Source organism: Cytobacillus sp. QJM3NY_8, from assembly GCF_056173585.1.
The window spans coordinates 3,244,584-3,257,588 of the sequence record NZ_CM149681.1 but is presented as its reverse complement, the minus strand read 5'-3'; the positions used below and the strand labels follow the sequence as shown (position 1 = coordinate 3,257,588).

The following is a 13,005-nucleotide window of genomic DNA, read 5'->3' as shown; positions in this document are numbered from 1 at the left end:
GTGAAGAGATGATTTTATGAGAGGCATGCTTGGTAGATTTCCCTGCTAATAATTCAATATAAGACTATATTGTAATTCTTATAGGAAACACTTATTAGTATAGTTGTACATTTTTTTAATTTCATAACTTAAATATGTAAGGCCCCTGTTCTTGAATGAAGGATTCATTAACAGGGGCCTTATCTATTTTAGATGCCGCTTTAAACATACAAAATCTAGCTATTTGAGAGAGCGCCATGTGTGAAAAATAAAACGGCAAAATTGGATGGACTGGTGAGCTGAGGATTTATAGCTTTTTACAAATGCCTGCGCAAAATTTATTAAAGGGTAACCTTTGAATATAGAGAATATTAAATATCATCAGAAAATAACCCGTTTTATAAGGAGGCCCTCATGGACAAAAATCTTTACAGAAGATTCGATTTTCCGGAAACAGGAATTAATTTGTATGAAAGCAAGCATCTCAGAGGCAAGTTTGTGGCTGAACATTATCATGATCATTTTCAAATTCTCTATGCGCTTGAAGGTGAAGGGGAGATTACCCTTGATGGCAAGGCTTATAATTTTTCTAAAGACAAGGTAGTGCTGATAACTCCAAACTGTGTTCACTCCATAAAAGCGACTACTAAAATGACTGTTCTGGTTCTGGCATTTTCAGTACCTTTGCTGAACATTACCCTGCAAAATGAATTGCTTTCTTTAATTCAGAAAAGCGCACGCCATTTTGAGCTTGATTTATATACGGCAAGTGAAATTCGGCCGTTAATTAGAAAAATGCTGTACGAACAAAAAAATGGGGACTTATTTGGAAAGCTGTCCATGCCTGTATATCTGATTGAAATCATCATTCACCTTCTGCGTCAGCAGAATTTTTCATTTGTCCAGGACGCGAATGATATTCGGTCCATACAAATGAAGGAATACATAGAAAGGCATTATTTCAATAATATTACGGCAGAAAGCCTGTCTGCTGTGTTCGGAATTTCAACAAGATACATGAATGATATTTTTAAAAGGAAGTTTAATGATACCCCCCTGCAATATCTCCAGAAAGTAAGGATTAACCATGCAAAGGAATTGCTGCTCCAATCTGATCAGGATATCGTATCCATTTGCTTTGAGGTTGGATATGAAACATTATCAACCTTTTATCGTACTTTCAGAAATCTGGTGGGGATTTCACCGAATAAATTCCGCTTGTCCTCTCAGTCAGCTTCAGATGTGTCAGATACCGTTTCCTGATGGCCTATCTCCAAAATTAAGAATTTTTCTCTCAATCTCATAAGACAATAGTTGAAAGAAAATTCAAAATAGTAAACAAGAGAGAAAATTATTTTACTTAGGAGGGCCAAAGGGACATGAAAAGAAAATGGGGATTATTTTCAATTTGTATTTTGATGCTCGCTATGTTTACAGCTGGCTGTGGAAAATCAGCATCATCAGGGGGAAGCGGCAAGGCTGAAGAAAAAGGGGAATATGTAATAAAATTCGCACATGTTGTAAGCGCTTCAACAGCAAAGGGCAAAGCTGCCGAGAAGTTTAAAGAGCTATTGGAAGAGCGGACAGACGGCCAAATCAAAGTGGAAGTCTTCCCGGATTCCCAATTGGGAGCTGACCGGGAAATCACAGAACAAATGCAGTCTGGAACCATTCAAATGAACGCTCCTTTTACTGGCGTTTTGCCTGCCTTTGTTAAACAATTTGAAGTGTTTGACCTTCCCTATTTATTTAAAGACCGTGACCATGTGAAAAGCGCGGTAAATGGAAAAGTGGGTGAAATTTTCAACCAGCACTTAGAGAAACAGGGTCTTCGTGCCTTGGGATATTGGGACGGTGGATTCAAGCATCTGACGAATTCCAAGCAAACGATTCAAAAGCCGGAGGACCTGGATGGCCTGAAGATGCGTGTCTCCCAAAGCCCGCTCTTAATTTCCCAGTTCCAGGCGATGGGCGCTGGCGGGGTTTCCATTGACTTTGCGGAATTATATACGGCTCTTCAAACCAAAACGGTTGATGGGCAGGAAAATCCTTTAAGCAATATCGTCAGCAAGAAATTTTATGAGGTCCAGGATTATTTAACCTTAAGCAGCCATGGATATATGGCTTATCCATTATTAATCAGCGAGCAATTCTATCAGAAGCTTCCTGCAGATCTTCAGAAAGCTGTCGATGAAGTGTCTGCTGAGGTAACGGATTGGCAATGGGAACAATCTGCAGCTGATGAAGAAGCCTATATGAAAACATTAGAAGAATCAGGGATTGAGATTACCGAACTGACAGAATCGGATAAAGAGGCATTTATTGAGGCTACAAGTGAAGTATATGAAGACTTTAAGAAAGTGGAGGGCGGGCAGGAAGTACTGGATGCCATAAAAGAAGCGCAATAGCATGTTTTAAAATACAATCAAGGACGGCTGATAGCCGTCTCTTTTTCAAGAAGGAGGGATCTTCATTGCAGAAATTCAATCATATTTTGAACTACTTTGAGGAATATGTCGGCGTTGTTTCCCTAATCTTTACTTCCTTGCTTGTTTTCGTCCAGGTGGTGTTAAGATATGTTTTCAATTATTCGCTGTCCTGGTCAGAGGAGGTGGCAAGATACTTAATAGTGTGGTTTGTATTTATAGGAAGCAGTATTGCCGTCAGAGAAAAAGCGCATGCCACGATGGATGCCCTTGTTACGTATTTGCCTGATAAGGGAAAAAGAATCTTTTCAACGATTGCCAATCTGATTTCCATTGTTTTCTGTGTCTTTTTAATGTGGTCAGGCAGCGGGATCGTTTCCAGTGTTATTGAATTCGGCAGTGTGACTCCGTCCACCGGAATGCCGATGTATATCCCATATCTGGCTCTCCCTGTTGGGGCAAGCCTGATGCTGATTCGTTTTCTGCAGCTATTGGTTCAGGATGTAAAAAGCTTGCGTACAGTAAACCAAACAATTATTCCTCCAAAAGAGGAGGCACCCAAACTATGATGCTATTAATCATCTTTCTGGTTCTTCTTTTATTGGGGGTTCCAATTGCTATTTCCATTGCGTTAAGTACGATTATCGTCATCTTTCAAAGCAATGTTCCGATGGATACATTGGCGAGGACCATGTTTTCTGGAGTAGATTCCTTTTCACTGATGGCCATCCCTTTCTTTGTATTTGCAGGAGATTTAATGCTGGCAGGGGGGACATCCAAGAGATTAATAGATTTCACGAAGAAATGGGTCGGTTGGACAACCGGAGGCCTGCCAATTGCAGGGGTGCTATCGTCCATGTTTTTTGCTGCCCTTTCAGGATCAAGCCCAGCAACGGTTGCTGCGATTGGGGGCATCATGATTCCATCCTTAAAGGAAGCGCGGTTTTCTGAAAAATTCTCGGTTGGATTAATGTGTGCATCCGGCTCGCTCGGGATCATCATCCCTCCCAGTATAACGTTTCTAGTCTATGGCTCAGTGGCGGAAGTTTCAATCGGCAAATTGTTTATTGCCGGAATCATTCCGGGAATCTTTATCGGACTGATTCTTATGACTGTCGGGTATGTTATTGCAAAGAAACAGGGGCATAAGCCAGATCCAAGACCGACCGGAAAGGAATTATGGAAATCAACGGTTTCTGCCATCTGGGGAATTTTGATGCCAGTCATCGTCCTTGGCGGTATTTACTTTGGCGTTTTCACCCCGACCGAAGCTGCAGCGGTTGCGATTGTATACAGCATGATTGTCGGCTTTTTTATCTATAAGGAACTGACCTTTAAAGAATTATTTGCCGTTACAAAAAGATCGATTGTGACATCTGCCATGATTATGCTTGTCATTTCTGCTTCGAAGGTGTTCAGCTGGTATTTGACCTATGAACAGATCCCGTCTACCGTCGCAGGAACACTGATAGAGTATGCATCAAATCCTATTGTTTTCTTAATTCTGGTCAATATCATCCTGCTGATCGTGGGGATGTTTATGGATTCGAGCGCAGCAGTGCTGATCCTCGTCCCGCTGTTTTTGCCGGTGGTGCTTGAAATGGGAATAGATCCGATTCATTTCGGCGTTATCATGATTATCAATCTAGCAATCGGAATGCTGACTCCTCCTTTTGGATTGAATCTATTTGTGGCATCAGGCATCAGCAAAATGTCGCTGGCTGGTGTAACAAGAGGTACCATGCCGTTTATATTTGTGCTGATTGCAGCGCTAATGGTCATTACGTATGTTCCGCAGCTTTCTCTATATCTAGCAGATTTTGTTTACCAATGATCTCATTAATTACCGTCCTTCTTCTGAGAAGTGACGGTATTTTTTTTGAAGTTTCTAAAAAAGCTTTTAGCACCCTGCTATTGGAGTGGAAGGTGCGAGACTCCTGCGGGAGAAGCGTGTCGTCGGGAGACCCCGCAGGTGCGAAAGCGCCGAGGAGGCTCCCGGACCGCCCGCGGAAAGCGGGTACCTGCAACGGAAATAAACAGGCAAATTTAACAGAGCCAATTGTAATAGATTTCCCCTCTTATCTCCGATATTGCAAATAGCCTTCCGATATGGATGAGATAATCCTTTCAAAAATTTTTAGAATAAAAGTAAGCTAAACAACAAATTACTTGGCTTTAAAGTCAAAAGGAGGAAGTAGTTATGGCAGTTAAAAATATTGGAATTATCATGAACGGTGTGACCGGTAGGATGGGAACGAATCAGCATCTAGTGAGATCTATCGTGGCAATCCGCGAGCAAGGAGGGGTGGAGCTGGCGAATGGTGATGTTATTATGCCGGACCCCATTCTTGTTGGAAGAAACAAAGATAAACTGCAATTGCTAGCTGAAAAGCACAATATCAGCCGATGGAGCACAGACCTTGATGAGTGCCTGGCAGATCCGCATAATGTAATCTATTTTGATTCTCAAACCACCGTCCGAAGGGCAGATGCGATTCGGAAAGCCATAAAAGCCGGAAAGCACATTTACTGTGAAAAACCAACTGCCACAAGCTTGGAGGAATCTATTGAACTGGCAAAGCTGGCGTATGGGGCTGGGGTGAAAAATGGGGTTGTGCAGGATAAATTATTCCTGCCTGGACTATTAAAATTAAAGAGACTGATAGATTCAGGGTTCTTCGGCAAAATCCTATCCGTTCAGATGGAATTTGGCTATTGGGTATTTGAAGGGGATTGGCAGGCTGGACAGAGGCCATCCTGGAATTACCGCAAGGAAGATGGCGGCGGGATTATTGTTGATATGTTCGCACATTGGCGATATGTTCTCGACAACCTGTTTGGCAATGTAGAGTCTGTTTCCTGCCTGGGTAAAACCCATATTCCAAAACGGGTCGATGAGAATGGAAATACGTACGTGTGCACAGCCGATGATGCAGCATATGCAACCTTTGAACTCGAAGGCGGCATTATTGCACAGGTGAATTCCTCCTGGACTGTCCGGGTTAATCGGGAAGACTTATTAACTATTCAAGTAGATGGCACACACGGAAGCGCTGTAGCTGGTTTAAGAGATTGCAAGATTCAGCATCGCATCAATACACCGAAGCCTGTATGGAATCCTGACATTGAGAATCCTTTTGCATTTACAGAACAATGGCAAACAGTCCCGGATAACCAGGTTTTTGATAATGGCTTCAAGGTCCAGTGGGAGCTGTTTTTAAAGCATATTGCAGTCGACGAGCCATTCCCATGGGATTTGCTCGAGGGTGCCAAAGGAACTCAGCTGGCTGAATTAGGGCTTAAATCGTGGGAGGAGCGGCGCTGGGTTGATGTACCGGAATTAAGCCTGGAGGTGAGAAAGAATGGTGAAGCAGTTAACTCTGCCAGATAAAAACGGCAAGTCATATGAATATCACGCTGGGAATCAGAAAGCTTTCATCCTGCCGGAAGGCCCTTTCAAAAGCAGGATCGCCTTTTCAGCTGCCCATGTGGTTTGTAATCCTCTCGCAGATTCCGATCCCGTTTTAAAGGCAAAGATCGACTGGGAAAACACCTTAGCTTATCGAAGGCATCTATGGTCTATGGGTCTCTCGGTAGCAGAGGCGATGGATACGGCCCAGCGCGGAATGGGTCTTAATTGGGAGCATGCAAAGGAGCTGATTCGCCGGTCGGCGGCGGAGGCAAAAGCAGAAGGCGGCAGGATAGCATGCGGAGCCGGGACAGATCAGCTGCTCCCTGGCCCATCCGTCACCTTAGCGGATGTTCAGGCTGCCTATGAGGAGCAATGCGAATTTGTGGAACAGCATAACTCGCAAATCATCCTGATGGCAAGCAGGGCCCTGGCAGATTGTGCCCAAGGCCCTGAGGATTATGAGAGGATTTATGCCAATACTTTAAGACAGGTCTCTAAGCCGGTTATCCTTCACTGGCTTGGCGACATGTTTGATCCATCCTTAAAAGGATACTGGGGCTATAAGAATCTGGATGATGCGATGGAAGTCTGTCTGAATGTCATTTGGGATAACAAAGACAAAGTCGACGGAATTAAAATCTCTCTTCTTGATGCTTCCCGTGAAATAGAAATGCGCCGGCTTCTTCCACCAGGTGTGAAAATGTATACCGGTGATGATTTCAATTATCCTGAACTGATTAAAGGGGATGAACATGGATACAGCCATGCCCTGCTGGGGATTTTTGACGCCATCGCACCAGCTGCAGCTGCAGCCCTGCATGCTCTGGATGATCGTGACTATGAGTCCTATCATGCATTATTGGATAAAACAGTTCCGCTGTCACGTCATATTTTCCAGGCGCCAACTTATTCCTATAAAACCGGTATCGTCTTCATGGCTTATCTGAACGGGCACCAATCCCATTTCCGCATGATTGGCGGGGCTGAGAGTGCAAGGTCCATCGTGCATCTGTCGGAACTGTTTGTATTGGCAGACCAGGCCGGACTGCTGTCGGACCCTGAGCTTGCTGCAGAAAGAATGAAGCTGGTATTGAATTTAGCCGGGATTCGTCAGGAGGAGTATTCCAGTGGAAAATTATGAGCGTTTAAGTCTAAATCAAATTACGACAGAGCAATGGAATTTAAAAGAAGCCATCGAGGGATGTGCCCGGGCGGAAGTTCCCTGGATCGCCCCCTGGCGGCATAAGGTAGAGGAGTTGGGCTTAAGCACAAGCAAACGGCTGATCAGGGATGCGGGATTAAAGGTTTCCAGTTTGTGCAGAGGCGGCATGTTTCCCGCTGGAACTCCATCTGAGCGGCAAAAAAGAATAGAAGATAATAAAAGAGCGGTGGAAGAAGCGGCCGAGCTGGGTACGGATGTTCTCGTTCTGGTCTGCGGGCCGTCTCCTGACCGGGACATTGTATCTGCCCGGCAAATGGTCGAGGAAGGAATCTCCCAGCTGGTTCCATTCGCGGAATCGCATGGAGTGAAATTAGGCATCGAGCCGCTGCACCCTATGTATGCGGCGGAACGGTCGGTGGTCGTTTCTATGGACCTGGCTAACACTCTTGCGGAAGCATACCGGCCTGAACAGGTAGGTGTCGTTGTCGATGTCTTTCATGTATGGTGGGATCCCGACTTATATAACCAGATAAACCGGTCCAAAGGCCGAATCTTAGGCTTCCATGTTTCCGATTGGCTCGTTCCTACACCTGATATGCTGAAGGGACGGGGCATGATGGGCGACGGAGTAATAGAAATCAGCCGCATTCGCAAGGCTGTAGAGGAAACAGGCTACTCGGGGCCCATTGAAGTGGAAATTTTCAATGATCAAATCTGGAGCCAGCCTGCCGATGATACATTAATTCAAATGAAAGAAAGCTACTTGAAGCATGTGTAGTAAAAAAGAAGCGACAAGAGTTGTCGCTTCTTTTTTGTATGAGGGAATCTGGCGCATTAAGTGCAAGGAGGTAATTAACATCTCTTTCCAGATTGGCTAATGGATCAACGCTTCATCCAAACTTACGATGATAATGAGCCAAAGCCATCAGGGGGAAAATATACCGATAGCTATGATAATGGATGTAAAAGCTTCCTGCCATAGCCTGCCCTTTTGGATAGGCTGTTGTCCAATCCTCTTTATCGATTGAATGGACCAGGCAATGAATTCCTTTCTGGATCTCTTCGGTTGGCTGATCTTCCGCTGTAATTAAGGCATCCAGTGCCCATGCCGTGTCTGTTATGGTACTTGCATGCAAAGGAACATATGATTTCTTGCTGTCACTCAGGCAGGATTCCCCCCAGCCGCCATCCTCGTTTTGAATACCCTTCAGCCAGTCAGCGGCTTTTTGGATGGAAGGATGGTCTTTTGACATGCCTGAAGCAATAAGCCCTGTTACGGCTGCCCACGTGCCATAAATATAGCAAACACCCCATCTGCCATACCAGGAGCCATTCTGTTCCTGGTTGTTCAACAGCCAGTTAATGGCGTTTTGAACTGCAGGGTCATGATCAGGCAGGTTTGTATAATTCCCTAAAAACTCCAGCGTCCTTCCGGTCAGGTCTGCAGATGTGGGGTCTCCAAATATATATTCACCCTTTTCAATTGGCAGGAAGTCAAGCCATGGATTCTCGGTGTTTCTTTCAAAGGAAGGCCAGCCTCCATCATCATTTTGCATGGATAGCAGCCATTGGGTGCCCCGATTCCAGGCCTCCTGATTTTTTGAATTGTCCTCCACACTCCTGGCTATCGCTCTTAACGAAACAGTTGTATCGTCTATATCGGGATTGCGGGTGTTTACGTCGGAAAATCCCCATCCACCCGGCAGAGCATTCGGATTATGAATAACCCAATCTCCAAACTGATCATGCTGACGCTGCAGCAAATAGGTATTTGCTTTCTTTACAGCAGAATCTTCCGGTGAAAGGCCGGCTAACTGGAGAGCTGCATTAATCAGAGAAGTATTCCAGACACCGGCGTTAGCATACTGCATATGGGGGAGACCATCGATGTCAGTCCTGAGCGATTTCAGCCCTGCGACCGCATTTTTTACAATCGGATCATCCTTGGAGTAGCCAAGAGACAGGAGTGCAAAGATCATTAAAAAGGTAGAACTGAAATAACTATAGAATGTTCCATCCGGTTCAATCCGCTCGAGCATATATTTATTGGCCCGGTCCATAGCCAATGAGTGAAACTGTTCAGGCAGTCCTAAAAGATCTTCTACTCCTTCTTTGATGAATGATAATAATGACCGGTATTCCGGCTGGATATCCCATGGGACTTCTCCTGACCTTGTTAAAAGTAAATCTGAAAGGTCGGGGCTGTTTTTCGTTTTGATGCTGAACTTTTTCTCTGCCAGAATCAAAATCGGAGCCAGATTTACACGCCCATACACGGAAAACTGATAAAAGTTAAACGGGAAGGAGAGAGGCAGAAGCATAATCTCTACGGGAACCGGAAAGGATTCAGGCCATTTATACTGTCCTGTAGAGGAAAGCATAATTTTTGTGAAAACATTCACGCTTTCCATACCGCCATGCTCCAGTATGAATTCCCTGGCGGCTTTCATTCGGGGATCTTCCTTCTGAATATAACCCGAATATAATAGCCCGTAATAAGCCTCCAAAGTGGCAGTTGCATTTCCATCCTTTTCATCCTCAAAAATCTTCCAGGCGCCATTTTCCTCCTGTTTGCTTATGATCCTTGCTGCCAGCCCCTGTATTAATTTTTCATCATGTATCTCCAGTGTCTTTAATAAAATGATCATATAAGCATCTGTTGAAATGCCAGTTTCAAATGGATAATTCCAGGAACCATCAGGAGACTGGTCTTTTCTTAACAGGGTGATGAGATTGTTCATGCTAGAAACCGTATCAGTCATTTCATGCACATTCCTCTCAAGTAAAATGGATCCTTTAGATACATATTCATCTGACTGAAAGAGAATTCATGGAGGAGGGGATGCTCATCTTTTTTCAAAAGAAACAAGGGAAGTCCCCAATGGGCTGGTTAAAGGAAGAATTAAAGAAAAGGACACGAACTCAAAAATCGATCCATCTTTCAGAAGAGGAGAAGGGAATCCTCAGCCATATTAAACGGGAGACAATGGGCTGGAATCTGAATAATGTCACCAGGACAAAAGCCTATCTTGATTTCTACCGGCAGCAACCGGAAATCCATTGGGCCTTTTTGGGACATATGGTTTCCCGCAATGGCGGATGGAATATGACCGATTTAAAGGGGGAGATTCTGTCCCGATTATTACCGAATCGCGAAAAACATTCCTTCTTTTCCTTTCTGGAAAGAGGGAATTGGCTCATTTTTCAAGATGCCTATCCGCAATTTTTGATTTACCGGGAAAGCCTGAAAAGAAATAAGCCATTATTTTACCTTTTTCCGCTCCTTAATATTTCCGTCTTCATGGAAACGGTCTGGAGCTGTTTTTGGAGAAAGCCCGATCCTTACCTTCTCACCATTGCCCTTGTCATAAATGAACAAAGCTATTTAGAAAATAGGGTGATTCAAAATCCGCTATATAAACAAGAGGTTTTTCATAAGTTTGAATTTAAGCTGCAGGAGCTTCTGGCCTTGAATCACATCCTTTTTCCTTATGAAAGGAATGGCGTTACCCATATGAAGGGCCAGACATTGAATCATTTTGAATCGCTTCATGAACGGATCCTATTAGGGAAAAAGCTGTATGATATCCTGTTTAAGGACAAAGAGTTGCTTGCCTTAACGGAACAATGGGCATATGCTCACCCCCATACCGGTTCAAGGAAGGATTATTGGCCGCATATTTTCAATGATGTCCATGAAGGACTGCCAGGCGAGCAATATCAGTTTCAATTAAAATCGTGCCAGCTGCGGCCGGGGGGAAGACGGATTTATAGCCCAAGCCTTGAAACGGCCTGGAAAAATAGGAGCCAGCATGATGCCGAATCAGGGGATTGGTTTAGGGATTTTCACGTATTGGAGTATTTTCTGGAGTTAGACGATATGATCAATGGGGAGATCCAGCATGCATACTGTAAAACACTTGAAAGGCTCGAGCTCGCAGCCCTTGCGAAAAAAGCCGTCTGGAATTAGAAGCTATATGCCGGCCATGCTATTGGCATCGCTGTTAGGCACATACTTAGATTTGTATTTTATCGGGAAGGGGATGTACTACTTCCCGAACCGGCCATTCTCAGCCATTTTTTCAATCAATATACTGTTCACCCTGGCAGTCCTTCCTATCTTCATGATTCCATTATTAAAAATCATGAAAAGCCTGAAGGGCTGGTTAAAAGGGATGTTTGTTTTATCCATCAGCTTAGCAATGGCAGCCTTGGAAAAAATGGGAGAGGACATGGGAATGTTTGTCCATGCAGAAAACTGGCATCATCATTATACCTTTGTGGGATACAGCCTATTTATCGGATTGATCACTGCGTTTCATGGATGGATCAATAAAAAGAATAAGGAATGAATTATGTTTAAAAGCCTATTTCGATGGAAAATAGGCTTTTTTCTTTTTTCTGTATCAATTAATACGCATCAACGAAAATAGAAGACTATCTTTCAGTAATAATACAAAGATTAGAATTATTAAAGACAGTTAACACTCTATTTACAAATCGGTAAAGGTGCGATTGTTCGACATATTTTTAAAAAACGCTTGATATAATGACAGTATTTTAAAGGGAGGGAGATGAAACCGGCTAAGTACTTGCATGTTTAATACAATTTGACAATCCTTCGCAGCGAGAATTAACCCATCTATAAAGAAAAATTCACGTCAAAATCATTGGGGGAGGAATCATGACGGAGGTTTTACTTTATGTCGGTACATATATTTCTCTTACTTTTGCCCTCGGCTGGCTGATTACGGTTGCTTTTAATCTGTTTTTAAAATGAACACAACCTCCCACTTCCATACACGATAGAGGGTTCTGCGGATTGTGCTCATTCTTCAAGCATCTTTAAAACCAGGGAGGTTATAAGATTTGTGGATTCTAACACTTTTTTTACATGACAAAGTCAAAATGTTTGAGTATGACAACAAGGATGAAGCCAGAACGGAGTTCGAGAAAGCAAATGGATGTAAGATTCTTTCTGAGATCATCCATTACAGGGACTTTGAAAAAGAGGAAGTTAAATCCCTGGGCAAATGAAGCAGAGTCGTAAATGGAGTAATAATGCCAGGCCTTCTTAACCGGAGGTCTTTTTTTTATGAAAAATTTAAACCTTTTTGTTAGGTGTTTGGAAGTATGCAAACATTTAATAGGTGTGTTTGTTATTTCATTGACTAAATTCAAACTTTGTATTATTATGTTTATCATAAAGCAAACAAAGTGATAATTTGTTTATTCATATGGATTAGGATGTGTATTGGCTAATGGAATTATCAAATCTATTCTGGGACGCTTCTTTGGAGGAGCTTAAACAGGGCTATATCGAAGAAAAGGATTCATTTACATGCCTCTTATGCGGGGAAAAGATTGAAAAAGGGATTGTATATCCGTATAAAGATAGATTGTACGAAGCGGAACGGTATATGCGCATTCATATCGAAACGGCGCATAACTCGGTGTTTGATTATTTGCTGTCCATGGATAAGAAGCTTACAGGGCTTACCGATCATCAAAAAAGTCTTCTGCAGCTTTTTCATCAGGGTAAAAGCGATAAGGACATTCAGAAAGAACTGGACATGGGGAGCACCTCGACCATCCGCCATCACCGTTTTGCTTTAAAGGAAAAGGAACGGCAGGCGAAGACCTTCCTGGCAATCATGGAATTGCTGAAGGCAAAGGATGAGTACGCACCAGCGTTCCTGCCTGTCCATAAAACAGCCACGATGGTGGATGACCGCTATAACATTACAGAAGAAGAACAGGAGAAAATCCTTAAGAAATACTTCCCTGAAGGCACTGATAAGCCCCTCGTAAAGTTTCCGCCAAAGGAGAAGCAAAGGCTGATTGTGCTGCGGGAGATTGCCGGGCAGCTTCAGCCTGAGCACACATATGGCGAGAAAGAGATAAATCGGGCATTGCAGGGCTTTTATGAGGATTATGCTTTGATCAGACGATATTTGATCGATTATGGATTTTTGGACCGGAAGCTGGATGGCAGCGAGTATTGGCTTAAAAAATAGACAAACGGG

At 43.5% G+C, this 13,005-nt stretch carries 12 protein-coding genes; 11 read left to right on the top strand and 1 reads right to left on the bottom strand.

All coding sequences use genetic code 11. The features are described 5' to 3' along the window. Positions 1 to 393: 393 nt before the first annotated feature. The 7 genes from AC0VZ9_RS16695 (at position 394) to AC0VZ9_RS16665 (ending at position 7,757) form a co-directional block, all read left to right on the top strand. The gene (locus tag AC0VZ9_RS16695) at positions 394 to 1,242 is read left to right on the top strand and encodes a helix-turn-helix domain-containing protein (protein ID WP_071155568.1); all 849 of its coding nucleotides are present in this window, start codon (positions 394 to 396) and stop codon (positions 1,240 to 1,242) included. A gap of 116 nt (positions 1,243 to 1,358) precedes the next feature. Further along, positions 1,359 to 2,387: a TRAP transporter substrate-binding protein gene (locus tag AC0VZ9_RS16690; RefSeq protein ID WP_217025584.1), complete on the top strand. Its 1,029-nt coding sequence runs from the start codon at positions 1,359 to 1,361 to the stop codon at positions 2,385 to 2,387. Between the two features lie 65 nt (positions 2,388 to 2,452). Further along, positions 2,453 to 2,974, top strand: a complete 522-nt coding sequence (locus AC0VZ9_RS16685; protein WP_475396497.1) for a TRAP transporter small permease — start codon at positions 2,453 to 2,455, stop codon at positions 2,972 to 2,974. Beyond that, positions 2,971 to 4,239: a TRAP transporter large permease gene (locus AC0VZ9_RS16680; protein WP_009333821.1), complete on the top strand. Its 1,269-nt coding sequence runs from the start codon at positions 2,971 to 2,973 to the stop codon at positions 4,237 to 4,239. Before AC0VZ9_RS16685 ends, AC0VZ9_RS16680 begins: the two co-directional genes overlap by 4 nt. A 366-nt stretch (positions 4,240 to 4,605) precedes the next feature. After that, positions 4,606 to 5,796 carry a Gfo/Idh/MocA family protein gene (locus tag AC0VZ9_RS16675; protein ID WP_019382297.1) on the top strand — a complete coding sequence of 397 codons (1,191 nt, stop codon included), beginning with the start codon at positions 4,606 to 4,608 and terminating at the stop codon, positions 5,794 to 5,796. After that, on the top strand, positions 5,768 to 6,958 hold the full coding sequence (locus AC0VZ9_RS16670; RefSeq protein ID WP_475396496.1) for a dihydrodipicolinate synthase family protein: 1,191 nt from the start codon (positions 5,768 to 5,770) through the stop codon (positions 6,956 to 6,958). Before AC0VZ9_RS16675 ends, AC0VZ9_RS16670 begins: the two co-directional genes overlap by 29 nt. Next, complete coding sequence (locus tag AC0VZ9_RS16665) at positions 6,945 to 7,757, top strand: sugar phosphate isomerase/epimerase family protein (protein ID WP_009333824.1); 813 nt, start codon at positions 6,945 to 6,947, stop codon at positions 7,755 to 7,757. Before AC0VZ9_RS16670 ends, AC0VZ9_RS16665 begins: the two co-directional genes overlap by 14 nt. A 112-nt stretch (positions 7,758 to 7,869) precedes the next feature. On the opposite strand, the gene shc is transcribed toward AC0VZ9_RS16665, so the two are convergent. Further along, the gene (gene shc, locus AC0VZ9_RS16660) at positions 7,870 to 9,741 is read right to left on the bottom strand and encodes a squalene--hopene cyclase (protein ID WP_019382296.1); all 1,872 of its coding nucleotides are present in this window, start codon (positions 9,739 to 9,741) and stop codon (positions 7,870 to 7,872) included. Between the two features lie 80 nt (positions 9,742 to 9,821). Here shc and AC0VZ9_RS16655 point away from each other — a divergent pair, with 80 nt between their 5' ends. From AC0VZ9_RS16655 to AC0VZ9_RS16640, 4 genes are all read left to right on the top strand, one after another. After that, a complete protein-coding gene (locus AC0VZ9_RS16655; protein ID WP_019382295.1) occupies positions 9,822 to 10,949 on the top strand; it encodes a DUF2515 family protein in 1,128 nt (375 codons plus the stop codon). Beyond that, positions 10,882 to 11,331: a CBO0543 family protein gene (locus AC0VZ9_RS16650; protein WP_009333827.1), complete on the top strand. Its 450-nt coding sequence runs from the start codon at positions 10,882 to 10,884 to the stop codon at positions 11,329 to 11,331. The genes AC0VZ9_RS16655 and AC0VZ9_RS16650 overlap by 68 nt, the downstream gene beginning before the upstream one ends. A 517-nt stretch (positions 11,332 to 11,848) precedes the next feature. Next, a complete protein-coding gene (locus AC0VZ9_RS16645; protein ID WP_009333828.1) occupies positions 11,849 to 12,016 on the top strand; it encodes a hypothetical protein in 168 nt (55 codons plus the stop codon). 224 nt (positions 12,017 to 12,240) lie between these two features. Then, on the top strand, positions 12,241 to 12,996 hold the full coding sequence (locus AC0VZ9_RS16640) for a DUF2087 domain-containing protein (RefSeq protein WP_009333829.1): 756 nt from the start codon (positions 12,241 to 12,243) through the stop codon (positions 12,994 to 12,996). Positions 12,997 to 13,005 lie beyond the last annotated feature (9 nt).